Genomic DNA, 14,274 nt, shown 5'->3' on the forward strand with positions numbered 1-14,274 from the left:
CCTCGAGCTCACGCACACGCAGCCGCACGGCCTCGCTGACCTGCAGGCCGCCGTACTTGGCCCGCCACTTGTAGAAGGTGGCCTCGCTGAAGCCTTCCTTGCGGCACAGCTCCTTGATGCCCATCCCGGCTGTGGCCTGGTTCAAGAAGCCAATGATCTGCTGCTCGCTGTACTTGCTGGTTCTCATATCCGTCATTCTCCAAAAGGACGGACTCACTCTCGTTTAGATTGGTACGGCGGGGAGGGAGCAGGTCAAGCCGACCTTCAGCCTACCGTAGCCGTCGATGCCGCCGTCCTTCGAAATCTGCGTGACGTGCGTGTTCTCGAACCCGTACCCGTCAAGCAGTTCGCGTCCGAAGGCTTCGAAAGCGGCGGGCGTCATCTTCTTGAGCTCTTGAAGCATCTTCTGCTTGAAGACGCTCAGGTATTTTTTGTGAGCCTCCCACAGCTCCGCCTCAATCACCGACAGGCGTGTGACGTCCTGCGTCTTCACCGGTCTCTTTGCGCCGGCCTTGCTGCCCGGAGCTGCTCTCCGTGCCTTTGGCTTTGGCTCCCCGCCGGCGGGGAGCCTGACGGGATTGGCCAAAGGTTCGTAGGTGTTGTCCCCGTGAAGCTTGAAATGCTTAGTCGGAGCCGCCGTCGGAAAGTCGACGCCGATGGCATGCCTTCGAATCTGCATGACGACGACGTGCTGAGGGTCCTTTGCTTGGAACTTGTAGAGATCGCGCGCGACGATGATCTCGTACGCCTCACGCGCACTCAGCGGGCGCGCGGCATGAAGCATTGCCTCTTTGATGGCCTCAACGATGGTCACGATCCCTCCTCTCGTATCTGCGTACCAAAAGGCTCCGCTAAGGAAGCGCTTCGGCTACCAGCAAGGATATGACAGACGGCGCCACGGTTGCCCCGAGGGACGACCGGCAGAGTCCAGCCCTTAGTCAGCTGCCCTCTACCGCCTGCGCCGGTACCACCACCGACAAAGCCGCGGCGAGCTCACCCAGAAGGTCATCCTCCCGGCGGCTCATCAAATACGACAACCCACGATGAACGTGCAGCAGCGCAGCCTTGCGTACGGCTTCTTCAGTCGGCGTGACGCCTTCGTGCAGCAGCCTGATCATCAGCAGGTTGTAGTACAGCGCCTCCTGCCCGCCGGCAAGCACACGCCACTCAATCTCGAGACCCCCGGCGAAGTTGAACTCCTCATCGGGCGGCGCCGACGGATTGGCGAGAGAAAGGCACAGTGCATGCCGGCAGAGCGCGTTGTTGTGCTCCACACCAGTTCGCCTCTTCAGCGCCACAAGCTGATGTTTGGCTGTGCTTGAAAGTCGTAGACGGTCCATCACGCAGCCTCCTTCACAGGGGCTTGGCCACCAGCCACTCGCGTCACCTTGGTGCGGCGCTCACCGTCGTCGTACTGCAGTACGTACTCCGCCATCGTGTGGGGTTTCATCGCGTCATACGAGGCGCCCTCCACTTCCTGGTCCGTCGAGAGCACGACAACCTGGTGAGAGACCGTCGCGAAGAAGCGCCGAATGAGAAGCGACCGATGCTCCTGGTCCAATCGGGCCAGCGGCGTGTCGACTACGACCGGGAACCGTCCCTTGCGCTCCTTGATAAGGGCGCTAAGGACGGCGATAGCCAACAGCTGGCGCTCGCCCGCCGACAGGCGCTCCATCGGAAGCTCCTTGCCTTTGCTGTCCTTGATCGACACACGGTAGGTCTTCGGGTCCACGACGACGCGCTCCACCAAGTGGCGCTTGCGCAGCAGCTCCTGGAACGCCTCGGAAATCATGTTCGAGAGCCAGTCCGCCTTGGAGGCAAGCAGTCGCTCCCGGAAGATGGAAAGCGCTTGGCGCGCACGAATGGAGGCCTCTAAACCCCGAGTTTCTAGCGCCTTGTCGCGGAAGTCCTTTCCAAAGCGCTCCTGGGCGCCGAGCAAACGGACACGCTGATTCTCGTGCTGTGATTCGGCCTCAGTCAGGCGTCTGTCGACCTCTGCAAGCTTGAGCTCGGACTCCGCCACAGTCCTGCTCAGCTCTTGGAGCTCGTTCAAGATGCCAAGCATCTGCTCCTCAGCAGGAATCTCGCCGATCGACTTCTCTGCCTTGTCGGCAACCGACTGCGCGGCAGCGAGCTGTCGCAGCTGGTACTTCAGGTCCTGCTGCCTCTCACGTGCGACTGTCTCCAAATCGGCTGGATTGGCTTCCTGGAGCCCGACGAGCTTTCGCGTCTGAGCTCCGACGTAACCCTTGAGGTCATCTGCGAGCGCATTTCGGAACTCCTGAAGGATCGAAGCCGGCGCGCGTACAGCCAGGTGCTTCAGGAGGCGGCTATCGCGCTTCTTGAACTCGGTCGCTAAGTGGCGCGCCTGCTTGGTCTGAACCTCTTCGCTCCACGCATCCTGGTACTGGCGCCATAGATCACCCAACCAGAGCGTCGGGAGCAGTGGATCCGACATCAGGTCGACCAACCCTTTGCGTTCAATCTTCACAGTCGCTGCAGCGTCCGCAACCTTGCTTCGGATCTCTGCCGCTGAGGCATAGGCATCAGCTCCTTTGCGTTGGGCTTTTCGCTTGAATTTGTCTAGGGCGAGTCGCGACTGATCAACGGCGTTAACCAGCGACGCCTTTTCCTGGCGCATCATCTCGATATTGCCAGCCAACGAATACACGTGGCTCTCCAGCGCCTCAAGCTGCAGACGGGCCTCGTCAAACTCCGGGGACTCTCCGCGGTTCTTGATCGCCGTTCGACGCTCCACCGCTTTCAGGTCATTGCCAAGCGCATCAATCCCGCCAATGCCGAGGAACACCTCGGTTGCACGACGCAGCAAATCCGGGAGCTTCTCAGGGTTGGCAAGAGCTTCAATCTTCTCGCCATCGAAGAAGAACAGCTGAATGAGCTCGGCTGGGAGGATGCCCTCGATGAACTCGTCCCAAGTCGCTGACAGGTCGAAGTCCTTGGCACCGTCGGTGAAGACAGTCACCACTTCCGCGACACCGTCAGCCTTGCGCGTCCACTCACGGCGCACCAAGTATTCCTGATGTGCCGCTGCCGAGTCGAAGGACAGCCCTACCTCCACGTAGTGCGCCCCCGCGGCATCTGAGCGCATGAGATCGCGAACTAAGCTCTCGTACTCGCTTTTGCGTCCGCTTGGGATGGCACGTTGCCCGTAGAGGCCTATCTGGAGCGAGGTCAGCAGGGTCGTCTTGCCACTGCCGTTCAGCGCCTTAACAAGAATGACTGGCCGCTTGTCCTTGACGCGCAAGTCCAGCACCTGCTCCTCACGATACGGCCCGAAGTTCGCGACGGCCAGGCTTGTGATGGTTACCTTTGCCATCGTTCAGACAATCAGATTGGAGGGGTCGGCGTTGTCGTCAACCGAGCCCTCGGGGTCTTTGGCGGACAGCGCGAAAGCGCGAGCGTCCTCCTCGTTGCGGAAGGCATAGCGCTTCAGCGTTTCCTCCAGGCGGTCAAGATGTTTGGACCGTTTGTTCGAGTCCATCGTCTGGAACTGCACTGCCAGCAGGCCGCGGGTCAGCTTGTACAGCTCCTCCGCCCCTTCGGGATCCATCTCCTCTGCGACGGACTTCAGGATGTCTAGGTCTGCGGCTTCCAGCGGCACTTGCTCGAGTTCCTTGCCGGGATAGTCCACGTCATAGACCTCACGATAGATATCGGGCACCAGGTCCTCAATTTCGCCCTTCTCCTCGGTCCAAAGCCGCCGAATCTCGTCAATCTCGTCAAGCGAGATGAGCTCGATGCGATTGCCGTCCGGATGTCCAGACGTCTGGATTTGACGCTGGGTGCGTAGCAGCTCCCTCAGCAGCTTTGCGCGGTATTCCTGCTTGTACGGGCCATGTACCAGTTCACCCTTGAACACCGTCAGACGATTGTTCAGACGCCTGAAGTCTCGAACCGCTCGATCCTCGCCGGCCAAGTTCTTATTTCGGAAGTCCAGGATGGGCTGCATCCATTGCTTCTGCTCATCGTTCTGGACCATCGCCTGCATGGACTTGTCCTGCGCAACCATCGTGCAGACGTAGCAGCCGAAACGACTGTCGCCGCAGCTGGCCGTGGATGTGTCAACGACGATCGGGCATTCCGCATCAGGCGTGGCGCCTCGGTAGATGTCGAAGAGCTCCTTGTTTTTGATGCCCCAAGGATTTTCTTCAACGATAAGGTATTCCCAGACGTCGTCGCTGGTCCAGGTCTCGATTGGCAAGTAAACCCACACACGAGACAGTCGGGGGTCCTTGTTTTTGCTCAGGCGGTCACGAGTGCTGCCAGAGTACTGGTCCATCGTCTTGTCGCGGCGCTGGCTCTCACCACGGCGCTGACCCAGCACGAGGATGGCCTCGCCGTTGTTCTCCGATAGGTCTTGGATGTACTTGGTAGACGCGCTGATCTTCAAACGGTCCGTGCACCAACGGAACTTGGGTCGCGGTGCCGGGTACCCCTTGCCGATGAGGTTGACCCAAAAACGGTTCTCAAGGCTTGGCGTCAAGCGCTTGGCGAGGATAGGAAGGCCTTGGGTCTGCGCTGCTACCTCGATGCTCTTCAGCGACACATCAACCCAGGCAGCGATGACTGGGTTCTCCACGAGCGTGTCCGTCGAAATGACGTGCACTTCCTTCTTGCGCTCTTCAGGCTTCAGGCCGGCCAGAGCCTTCCACACCAGCTGCAAGGAGGCTGTGGAGTCCTTGCCGCCGCTATAGCCCACGATCCATGGCACGTCGTCTGAACGGTACAGCGACTGAATCTCGGCAACGATGTCTTCAACGGACGTAGTCATGTTCGCTTTCCACGGCGCTGGGCCTTCCGGGCCTCCAACATCGCGTTCTCTGCGGCGGCTTCCTCGGAAGTGAGCTCGAGGTCCAGCACCTGCTTGATTTGATTGCTCGTCAAGATGACGTTTCTTGCGGAGTTCTGAACGGACCAGCCGTTCATTGCGCGGCCTTCCCACATAGCTGCGTTCTTCCTGGACCAGTCGATGGTGCGCAGGCGCTGTAGCCGCTCAGCACGCGCCGCCGGCGGATGCTCGTAGAGCGCTTTACCTACGCGCCCCAACGCTTGCAACACGATTGCGTGGGAATGGATGAAATCGCGCCGAACCTCACCCGAAGTCATCCGCCCCTCACGGACCTGCACCCATTCCGGCATCTGATCGCCCACGGCGGTCCAAAAATCCATGGACTTTTTGCTGGCCGACGAGAAATCCTGGAGCTCTTCGTCGGAATGGAGTTCGACCGTTGCGAAGTTCAGGGCGCTCAAGGTGAACAGCTTGCGCGAGCGCGGCGACAACGACGACTTTCCGGTCTCGATGAGGTCACGGAAGATCGGCGACTGCATGCTCAAGTGCCGAGCAACGCTGGCTGAGTCGCTGCGATGGTCGTACAGGACTCGGACCGACGCCGAAGGCCGTATCGCACAGTTGAGGTCGGCGAACATCTGTTGGCAGCGCTCAAGCCCCCTGTCGATGAAGAAAACCACTGCAATGGTCTCGTCGCCAAGCTCTGGCGCGCGTTGCAGCGCCGCCTCGATGGCAGCTCTGCGGTGCTGCCCATCATTCACGATGAACTTCGCCTCCATCGACACCGTAAGCGTGCCCATGCGGAAGTTCGTAGGGCCAGACCCCAAGGCCTCGAACTGAACGCCGCCGTCCACCGACGCCGTGATCGCCGAAAAGGTGTAGCTGTCCGGGTTGTCAGTGATGTACCGCGCGATCTCAGGGACGCGTGCCTTGTTCAACGAGCGCTGGGCGCGCACCTCTGGCATGAGCTCCTCTTCATCGAAGAGGAACAGCCGCGGCAGCAGCCGCAAAGGGCACATGGAGACGTAGTACTCCCGTCCGGCCTGAACACCTCGGATGGCGGGGAACACGAAGGAAAACTCGTTCGACATTCACGGATTCTACGTGTATGTCAACCACCCCACATACGTTTGCCGACACCCTAACGTACAAGGGAAGCATGGGGCATTCTCGTCGATTCCAGACGACGGTCGTCTTGTCCAGACGTCTGCACAAGGGTTTACCCCAACTCATCGCAGGGGGCACGGAGCAAGGGGCACGAAGCTTCGCGAACAGCGTGGCTCGTGCGGCCAGCCTGAGACCGTCCGACGAATCCTGGCAGGCTGGCTACCCAAAGACGGCGCCTGATTCGGCGGTTCGGCCGCGGTGATGCGTCTGGACGGTCCACGGCGTGGCGACGTCTGCACTCGATTGCGAGCACCTGGACCGCCGGAGCGTCGACGCCGACGTTGGCCAAGCACTGACGTTTGCGTCAGGAACGCGGGAACAACGGCTTCCAAGGCCGCTCTTGCACCGTCCCGCCGCACCAGAAAATTGGCAGCGTGTTGTTAGGCGTCGTGTTGTAGAACACGACCAACGCTCCCATGTTGCCGTGCCCGAGCGGATAGCTCGGTGACAACTCGCGACCGATCTGCTGGAGGATGTCCTGGGCAAATGTCCGCTCCGCTGGAGTGTCGAAGATTCCGGACTCCTCGTCGCAGGCTCGCAGGTCGTCGCCAAAGTAGTGCGCTACCAGCACGAGGATGCCTGGGAACGCTTCCTCAACAGCCCTAACTGCGTCAGGGAACGCATACATCAGGAAGAGGCTCAGGCGCCCCTCGGAAACGTAGCGGTCCCAAAGCTCCGGAGAAACCTTCACACGGGCCTTCTTCAGACCGCCGACCAGCGTTTGCCCCGTTCCGGCGAAGTCATCGACCAGGGCCACGAAGCCATCCTTGTCTACGTTGGCACGCATCCAAGTGTCCATGTCGCTAATTGAAGCCAACCTGCCCGCCTGCATCCGAGTCTTCATATCGCGGGCCATCGTGGCGCCACTCTTGTGCTCGACATCCAGGTAGCCGATGGCGAGGTTGGTCCGACGATTCTTCACAATCGTCCACGTGCCGCTGCCCGTGGCAAGCCGCCTGGCGGAGATCATCTCCTCCACCTTGGCTAGCGAAGTCGCTCGCATTCCTTCGGTGATGAACCCTTGCTCGGAGATGCGCTTCAGCAGCAGGTAGGCCGTCTCGATACGCGTGTCGTCATCGAACTGCCGCAACCACTGCTTGATCTCGGCCACGTCCTTCTGCTTCCCGCAGTACGTCAGTTTTTGAGCGACTGCAAGCAGTTCGTCTTCGCTGATCGGGAATGCCGCGTCAGGAGCTTCAAACTGGGCGGCTGGGGCCGGCTCATCGTCAGCAGCGGCCCGTTCTAGTTCCAGCTGGCTCGTCCAGATGGGCAGGAGTTTCGAGCGAGCGTTCTCGCCAAGCCACTCGCGAAAGATCTGCAACGAGACCACCTTCTCATCAGCGCCACCGCGATCGGACAAGACTCCACGCTTGTGCAGCCTGGCACATGCTTTTCGAAGCTCCCCGGTTCTGGCTCGGTCCTCTGCAGCGATCGGAAGCCCTTGCTGCGCTTCAGCCAATTCTTCAACGTCCTCGAAACGACCACCGAGCGCCGAGATGCAAGCGAGCGCAATGCAGTTCTCAGCAGCCTCTCGACGCTTGTCCTGCGCTTCCAGCACAGGGTTGTCTTCCCAAAGGTGCGCGAAGTTTGTTGCGCCAAGGGACTTGAGCAGTTGATGCCGTACCGCGGAGGTGTCGTTGGCGTCAATGAACGTCCGATGTTCCAGCAAGCACCGCTGGAAGAGCTGGAAGCAAAAGTTGTGGATGTAGAACGGGTTGCCTGCTGTGTAGTCGACGATGAAGTCCACGGCCGTGGCATCAAATTCCAGGGCGCCTTCAACGGGCGTTTGGATCAGTGCCTGGCAGTCAGCGCGGTTGTCGATCCTGTCGAGCCGCACATTCGTCCACTTGTTCAGGTCAGCCTGGTGCCGCTCGAAGATTGCATCCATCCTCTCGCTGCCAACAAAGAAGAACGTCAAGCCAGCCTCTGACGCTGACCTCAATCCCTTCATGAACTGACGTCCACGCTCGCCCATGTAGAAGGAGGGATCGAGATCATCGAACTCGTCGATGATGACCACGAACTTGTGCCGCTCCATCTTGTCTGCCAGTCGCTCAACGAATGGCACCAGCAGGCTGATGCCGGCACCGAAATCCGCTTCCTGGGGCGCCTCGATCTTCGTATCCACCTTGTCCAACAATCGGCGCGCTATGCGGTGCGCAAGCTGCCCTTCGTGAAGCGAAGTCAACTCCCCCATACGCAGCAAAACACAGGTGGTGTCTGGCCTCGCAGACAAATTCCCCGCCAGGACCTGCAGGAGCGACGTCTTGCCGATGCGCTTCTGTCCCCAAACGAAAGTTGATGTACCGGCCATCGCATTCAGAACCAGGCTCTGAAGGATGGTGCCGCGGCCGTACAGCCTGTCGGCCCGCTTGATCGGGTTCAAGGTATACGGCGGGTCCGAAAGAAGCGCGTCCCAGTTCGGCTCTGTCACCTGCTGCGAGATTCCTAGCTCGCCTTTAGCAACGACCTGCTTCCCCGAGCCCGAGACACAGCTCCACTGCACAGGGATTCGCAGCTCCGCACAAGGTTCAGCAAGTTTTAGCCTCAGTCGAACGAGCTGCTCCCCACCAGGCGGGACAGCGAACGGACCGGTCGGTTCGTACACGACCAGGTCACAAGCCGCAGCCGCGCCGTCCTCGCCTCCCCGCTGCAATGACACGTCACGCGCATAGCCCTTCCCTTGGTTGACCAGCGAGAAGGAAAGAAAAACGTCCACACCTGCCGCTCGAAGGTCTGCCTTAGTCCTCGGATTCCTGAGTACCAACGAAGGCGCGAGTGCAATTTCGCCGCGCGAGGTCGCGTCTTCAACCAAGGTCGCAAGGTGATTAAGGACCGGCTGCACAAGGCTGAGCCAAACCTGGCTATGAAGTCGCGGGTCAGGCGAGGTCGGTCTATGTCCTGCGATGTTCTCCAGGTACTCAGGCGCACGTCGGATCACCTCAGCGTCTTCGTTCTTCTCATAGGCTTCGAAGAGCTTGCGGAAGGCCGGACCGATCAACACATCGAGGTCGCCTAGGAACTCTTGCTCAGCCGCCACGAGTAAGGGCTGCAGTCGATGAGCGAGCGGCAAGAGGTCACCCGACGCAATCCGGGCCGTCGCAGGTGTAGCCCTTAGGAATCGTGTGACGATCGACGCCCCTTTGGCAAGAAGCTCTTCGAGCTTCGCCAACGAAGCACGGCATACCTCAACGGGTGAGCGTGCGTCGAGTCCGTACGCGGCCGCGATATCGTCTTTGAGCTTAAAGGCAAAGTCGCGCTCTGCCGCGCTCAGCTCGGGGTCAACCGCATCGACTCGGTGAATCGCGTTGATAAAGGCTGTCGCCAAGTTCTTCCGCGAATATGAGTCGAGCCGCTCTGACACATCTGATAGCGAGGCGGGCTCTGCCGGCACTGCGCGAGGCGAAGCCCACGCATTGACTATCCTGGCAATGAGCTGCTCTGACTGCTCCTCAGATGCGCCTTGCAATTGCTGGGACAGGAGCTCACCAACTGTGAATCCATCCCCTCTATCTTTGGCTGCCATGAGCAGCGCACCAAGCATGTCGGCAACCTGGTCTGGCTCAGCGGCAGCAGCCGGCGCTCCGGCGATGCTGGAGGCTTTCGGATTCAGTTGCGCGAAGAACTCCTGCAGCCGCTGACGAACACGAAGCGCAAGCTCGCGATTCCATGGTTGCCTCAGCTTCGCAGGGAGGAAGACCGTAGCTAGACCTTGCTCTTGCCAGCGCTGCGCACTAGCCAGCTCGCTGCCTTCGAGTTCGGCCTTGTGCTCGCTCACGAAGGTTCGGCGCCACTCCCCCAGCTCCACCGAGGTGACAGTGGGCATCACCGGCAGCGGCTCTTTGCCGCGCCTTGGTCTGGCTTCACCCATACGCTCGTCCCAGACGAAGGTCAGCTTGCTCGCGTAGTCCATGATCGCAGCCCACAAGTCCGGTCGGGTGCGCCCATCAGGCTTGAGAAGATCCTGAAGGACATCCATCGGGGCGATCGTCTTTGGCGAGCCCTCGTTCGCACGCTGTTCACCGGCTAAAGTCTTAAGAACGACTACGGCTTCTGGAGCAATGGTCAGCTCGACCGCGCCGTGCCCTGTCGCCTTGATGACCAAGAGCTCGGGGGCAAGCATCGCGAGGAAAGCACGCAAGTCCGGCACGCCGAAGTCCTTGGCATCGAACCGACGGTCAGTAATTTGAAGCAACCGGTTCTTCAACTCGGCGATAGACATCGTCTTCGCCTCAGGACCGAGTTTTCTCTGCGCGTGCAGGAACGCCACGACCACCAGTTCCAGGCCTTCTTGCCTCGACTTCATCCGAGTTCTCCCCTCGCATCGCCCACTGGAGATCCGCTCTGCTAACTCAGGCGGTTGGGGCGCGCTTCCAATTTTTCGAGATTACGCCGTCCGCGCACGAGAAGCCTCGGGTTGAGCCCTTACATATCGTTGTGGCCTATTAGCTCGGCGCCCTCTCGATTTCCCTCTAGCCGTAAAGCTGAGGTGACTTCGGCCTCGCATACCATGCGCGCGCGGCCAACGTAGCCGCCCTACCCCCAGCTATGACGAACCTTGATCCATCCAAGCTGAGCTACGCAGAGTTGCTCGAGGTAAGCAAGAAGCTAGACGAAGAAATTGCTGCCAAGCGCGCCGAGGAACTGAAGGTCCTCGCGGACGGCTTCGTCAAGAAGATTGAAGCGGCGGGCTTTTCCGCTGCAGACGGGCTCCGCGCACTTCAACCCTACGTCTCAAGCCGCCCTGCCCGCAAGCCCAAGGCACCTTCACAGTCAGCGGTGATGTACCGCGACCCTGCGAACACGGACAACACCTGGAGCGGCCGCGGGCTTCCGGCCAAGTGGCTCGCCAACTACGAGGCGCAGGGGCGGTCGCGCGATGAGTTCAAGGTCGCTGAAAGCTGAGCTAACTACACCCGGACCTTGTAGCTGACGCGCCTCAGACGACCTGCAAACAGAGCTTCCGGCCTAGCTCGAAGGCGACCTGAACCGCCATCTTCGTCCCCATATCCGCCCTCCCAGTCGCAACATACTTGTTTGCAGCTCGCACAAACGGCTTCGACGTCATTTGTGCAGGCATTCATGCATGAGACGCGCCCCTGCCAGGGCTTCAAGGACGAAAGCCTCAACCTCTACGGGAGACGCCTCCGACAACGCCTCTGGAACAAAAATGGGCTGGACGGCGAGACTCTGGAATACCAGGTAGTCCTCAGCCGTGACCTCTTGCGATGGCAATATCGCGGCGACACGGACTTCACCACTCAGGCGGTCTGGCCCCTCCGAAATCCACTGAAGTAGTCGGCTATCGCTTCTATCCCAAAGACGAGCGATGACGAGCATTGACGCCTGCGGGCGAATGTCCTTTATAACGGCAATGGGGGTATAGCTTTTGACCAAAAGGCGACCTCTCGAATAGGTGATCAGACTTAGCTATTAAGTCTGGCGCATCGCGCTGCCTTTGTCTAAATGTGCGTATATACCTACCTGTGTTAGCTAGTAGGACATTCTCAGAATAGTTGACCGAGCTCGCGCGCTGATCAAGAGTCCGGAGCAACCATCCATGCCACCCTGTTTCCACCACAGAGCACTGGCTCGCCATGGCCCTTTGCTCCTGCACCGACTTTGCCATGGACGATGAGAATCTCGAAGCGTTGCGACGCAGCATGAAGCTTCGAATGCAAGCAGAACGCCTCCTCGGAGAGAAGGCGTGGTTTTTGGTCGAAAGCTACGGGAAGCTGATGGACGGTCCGGACTCCGGGCGTTACGTAAGCGCACTCAAGGGCGAAGGCAAGCTAGACATCGCCAAACGACTGGTAGCCGGACAACTCGTGACAGTGCACCTGATGCACCGTCACCGCAGCGGCAACCACGAGGTTTCCTCACTTAGGTTGCGTGATGGCCAGCTCCTGATGGTCTTCAAGGACCGTGAAGAGCTGGCTTAGCCCGATGTTCGCCACACGCCCCTACCGTAGTCATTCGAATCAAGCGCAGTCCGTCCTGCCGGCGGCTCGCTCAGCGTTCGAACCTGCGCTTCCAGACAACAAACGCACCTCCGCTGACCGGAAACCCATCTTCGACTTCCTGCAAAGCCTCGCGTGCTTCATCGGATGCCAGCAAGAAGACTTCCTCCAGATACTGAAGCGCGAACATCCGGTCCGTCTCATTGCAGTCATCGGCGACGTCGAACTGCCGGTGAATGACCTCGAGCAGTTGGTCCAGCGACTCCTCGTCTTCCACAAAGGTGGATGCGCAGATGTCTTGCGCCGCTCCCAGAACACATGCCAGAGGGCATGCGGCGTCAGCGCTGTGCTTGTCGGGCGACGAGTTCCCCGGCGCGGTTTCAGTCGCCGACATGATGGTCCGCACGATATACCCGCTGAGACCATCGTTGAACCGGTCGAGGAAGGCGGCGGTCACGAACATGCTGCCGAAGCGGCGCTGGAGGATTTGAAGGTCTTGCACTATCGGTTGCCAAGTTGGATGTACAAAGTGGAGCGACCGGTGTTTATCCGTTTGGAAGCCCTCTCACCCGAGGCCGGGCAGGTCCTGCGGGTCGCAGATAACCCTGACCTGCGCGCCATGGCGGCGCTGCCAAAGCTCGTCCATCCATGCCGCGAAATCGCCCCCACTGATGGGAAAGCCTGCCGCCACCTCGCGCCAAGTCTCTCGGGCGGTCCATGCGGCTGGCCCGAAGACATGCAGCAGGTTCTCCAGCGCGACGGCTCGGTCCTGCTCATCGCATTCGTCGACCACCTCGAACTGCACCCGGACGTCATCCAGCATGTCTTCAAGGGCGTCTTCGCTGGCGACGGTTGCACGGGTGCAGATGTCCTGTGCTGCCCCGAGAACCGCAGAAAGGGGGAAGGCCGCGCCGGCGGAGTACGGCAAGACGCCTGGCTTCAGACGAGCGGAGGCCATACCGACCGTCATCGAAATGTTTTCCGTGAGGCCGCGGCCGAAGTCATCGAGGAAGGCGGAAATGACGAAAAGGCTGGCGAGATGGCGTTGCAGGGCTTGAGTGGTTTTCATGTCCGGTTCGCTTTGATTGCTGATAACCGGTGAAGCAAAAGATGTTTATTCCAGGCTCTTCATCTCGGCAGGCTGCGCTAGCACGTGCGAGCAACGACTACATGGATGCGGCGTTGCACAGCCCTTCCGCGGAGACTGCGTCCTTAGCCTTTCAAGCAGGATATTTCGCGTTGCTTTCAATCGTCGACGCCGAGGTGCGAGTAGCGTCCGATGACCACCCAGACGCAGAGGTGGCTCGTGAGGGTGCTCGTCGTCTGTCACTCAGCACGGCGGACTACAACCTGGCCGACCTCGGCGCGCGAAACTACTACGAGCCCACCACACTGACCTTCCTGGCTTCGCAACAGGACTGGATTGATTGGGCAGAGCGTGTCCGGGCGGCGGCCGGCCCTTCAAATGGCCCGTAACGCCTGGACGCGTGATGGAACTGGACTTGCAGATGGCGAATGAACTGAAGGCGCCTGTCGAAGCGTTGGTCTCCTCCCTGGAGCACCAACATGTCGACCGCATGACCGTCTTCTCGTACCGCAGGCCAGGCGAGCCGCCCTACTGGCTCGCTTACCTCTTTATCGCCGGCGCGAGGCATGTCGTTGGCACGCCGGACCTCCGTCATCGCACCCTGGCAGAGCAGTTAGACGACTTGGTGCGCCAACTGTCCGAGTTTCAAGGGCGCACTGAGAGGTCTAGCCTATAGCTAGTTGGATTTGCCGGGCTCTCTACTGGAGGGGAAGGCTAAATGCTTGCGCTAGACCTTGCATGGACGAATCAACTTTCCTTGCCCTCCTCCGCGCCGAACTGAACATCCCGACCGGACTGACGCCTACCGAACGCGTTGCCGAGCTGGAGGAGTCGTTCCGCGCGCCACGAGATGCCCTCTCGTACTACGACCCCTTCGAGCCGTCTGGCGAAACCGCACTTGGCTACATCTCGAAAGGCGACGAAAAAGACTTCTACGGTCACTCCGCGCTGTACACCGCCTTTGGCAGCAGCTATGAGAAGGAGTACTCATTGCGCGTCAGCCCGCGTGACCTGCCCCCAATCGCCGTACCAGTCATTGCGAGGGAGCCCTGGGGGTCAAGGGTATCGCCAGTGCGGCGGTTGAAGCTGAACCTTCCTCGACAGCCTGCTGCCGTTGAAGGCGTGCGAAGCACCTGGGTGGCATGCGGCCGATGCTCGAATGCGGCCGCACCTCGTTGTAGTCCTGTACCCAGGCCTGGATCACGACCCGGGCCTGCGCCAGCGTCTCGAACCAGTGCTCGTTGAGGCAC

At 60.1% G+C, this 14,274-nt stretch carries 13 protein-coding genes; 3 read left to right on the forward strand and 10 right to left on the reverse strand.

Going from position 1 to position 14,274, the window contains the following annotated elements:
- From AC1DW0_RS29185 to AC1DW0_RS29215, 7 genes are all read right to left on the reverse strand, one after another.
- Positions 1–187, reverse strand: a 187-nt coding sequence (locus tag AC1DW0_RS29185) for a transposase (RefSeq protein WP_477949529.1), incomplete at its 3' end; no start/stop codon positions are given.
- Positions 188–223: 36 nt separating this feature from the next.
- Positions 224–814 carry a restriction endonuclease gene (locus tag AC1DW0_RS29190; RefSeq protein ID WP_477949531.1) on the reverse strand — a complete coding sequence of 197 codons (591 nt, stop codon included), beginning with the start codon at positions 812–814 and terminating at the stop codon, positions 224–226.
- Positions 815–938: 124 nt separating this feature from the next.
- Positions 939–1,340, reverse strand: a complete 402-nt coding sequence (gene dndE / locus AC1DW0_RS29195) for a DNA sulfur modification protein DndE (protein ID WP_477949533.1) — start codon at positions 1,338–1,340, stop codon at positions 939–941.
- The gene (gene dndD / locus AC1DW0_RS29200; protein ID WP_477949535.1) at positions 1,340–3,337 is read right to left on the reverse strand and encodes a DNA sulfur modification protein DndD; all 1,998 of its coding nucleotides are present in this window, start codon (positions 3,335–3,337) and stop codon (positions 1,340–1,342) included. Before dndD ends, dndE begins: the two co-directional genes overlap by 1 nt.
- A gap of 3 nt (positions 3,338–3,340) precedes the next feature.
- Entirely contained in the window at positions 3,341–4,792 is a 1,452-nt protein-coding gene (gene dndC / locus AC1DW0_RS29205) for a DNA phosphorothioation system sulfurtransferase DndC (protein WP_477949537.1), read from the reverse strand.
- Positions 4,789–5,901, reverse strand: a complete 1,113-nt coding sequence (dndB, locus tag AC1DW0_RS29210) for a DNA sulfur modification protein DndB (protein WP_477949539.1) — start codon at positions 5,899–5,901, stop codon at positions 4,789–4,791. Before dndB ends, dndC begins: the two co-directional genes overlap by 4 nt.
- Before the next feature lie 380 nt (positions 5,902–6,281).
- Positions 6,282–10,283, reverse strand: a complete 4,002-nt coding sequence (locus AC1DW0_RS29215) for a phosphoribosyltransferase-like protein (RefSeq protein ID WP_477949541.1) — start codon at positions 10,281–10,283, stop codon at positions 6,282–6,284.
- A gap of 242 nt (positions 10,284–10,525) precedes the next feature.
- Between AC1DW0_RS29215 and AC1DW0_RS29220 the strand changes: the two genes are divergently transcribed.
- Positions 10,526–10,882, forward strand: coding sequence for an H-NS histone family protein (locus tag AC1DW0_RS29220; protein ID WP_477949543.1), 357 nt, complete (start codon positions 10,526–10,528; stop codon positions 10,880–10,882).
- Positions 10,883–11,604: 722 nt separating this feature from the next.
- Complete coding sequence (locus AC1DW0_RS29225) at positions 11,605–11,919, forward strand: hypothetical protein (protein ID WP_477949545.1); 315 nt, start codon at positions 11,605–11,607, stop codon at positions 11,917–11,919.
- 70 nt (positions 11,920–11,989) lie between these two features.
- Here AC1DW0_RS29225 and AC1DW0_RS29230 read toward each other — a convergent pair whose 3' ends face one another.
- On the reverse strand, positions 11,990–12,439 hold the full coding sequence (locus AC1DW0_RS29230) for a hypothetical protein (protein ID WP_477949547.1): 450 nt from the start codon (positions 12,437–12,439) through the stop codon (positions 11,990–11,992).
- A 63-nt stretch (positions 12,440–12,502) separates the two neighbouring features.
- Complete coding sequence (locus tag AC1DW0_RS29235) at positions 12,503–13,006, reverse strand: hypothetical protein (protein ID WP_477949549.1); 504 nt, start codon at positions 13,004–13,006, stop codon at positions 12,503–12,505.
- A gap of 29 nt (positions 13,007–13,035) precedes the next feature.
- On the opposite strand from AC1DW0_RS29235, the gene AC1DW0_RS29240 reads away from it, so the two are divergent.
- The gene (locus AC1DW0_RS29240; RefSeq protein WP_477949551.1) at positions 13,036–13,413 is read left to right on the forward strand and encodes a hypothetical protein; all 378 of its coding nucleotides are present in this window, start codon (positions 13,036–13,038) and stop codon (positions 13,411–13,413) included.
- 644 nt (positions 13,414–14,057) lie between these two features.
- Here AC1DW0_RS29240 and AC1DW0_RS29245 read toward each other — a convergent pair.
- The coding region (locus AC1DW0_RS29245; protein WP_477946033.1) for an integrase core domain-containing protein at positions 14,058–14,274 on the reverse strand (217 nt) is incomplete at its 5' end.

The organism is Roseateles sp. P4_D2 (genome assembly GCF_056401875.1).

Coding starts and splice junctions, on each gene's coding strand:
- dndE (WP_477949533.1), bottom strand. CDS start 1,340: ATGGACCGTCTACGACTTTCAAGCACAGCCAAACATCAGCTTGTGGCG.
- dndD (WP_477949535.1), bottom strand. CDS start 3,337: ATGGCAAAGGTAACCATCACAAGCCTGGCCGTCGCGAACTTCGGGCCG.
- dndC (WP_477949537.1), bottom strand. CDS start 4,792: ATGACTACGTCCGTTGAAGACATCGTTGCCGAGATTCAGTCGCTGTAC.
- dndB (WP_477949539.1), bottom strand. CDS start 5,901: ATGTCGAACGAGTTTTCCTTCGTGTTCCCCGCCATCCGAGGTGTTCAG.
- AC1DW0_RS29215 (WP_477949541.1), bottom strand. CDS start 10,283: ATGAAGTCGAGGCAAGAAGGCCTGGAACTGGTGGTCGTGGCGTTCCTG.
- AC1DW0_RS29220 (WP_477949543.1), top strand. CDS start 10,526: ATGACGAACCTTGATCCATCCAAGCTGAGCTACGCAGAGTTGCTCGAG.
- AC1DW0_RS29225 (WP_477949545.1), top strand. CDS start 11,605: ATGGACGATGAGAATCTCGAAGCGTTGCGACGCAGCATGAAGCTTCGA.
- AC1DW0_RS29235 (WP_477949549.1), bottom strand. CDS start 13,006: ATGAAAACCACTCAAGCCCTGCAACGCCATCTCGCCAGCCTTTTCGTC.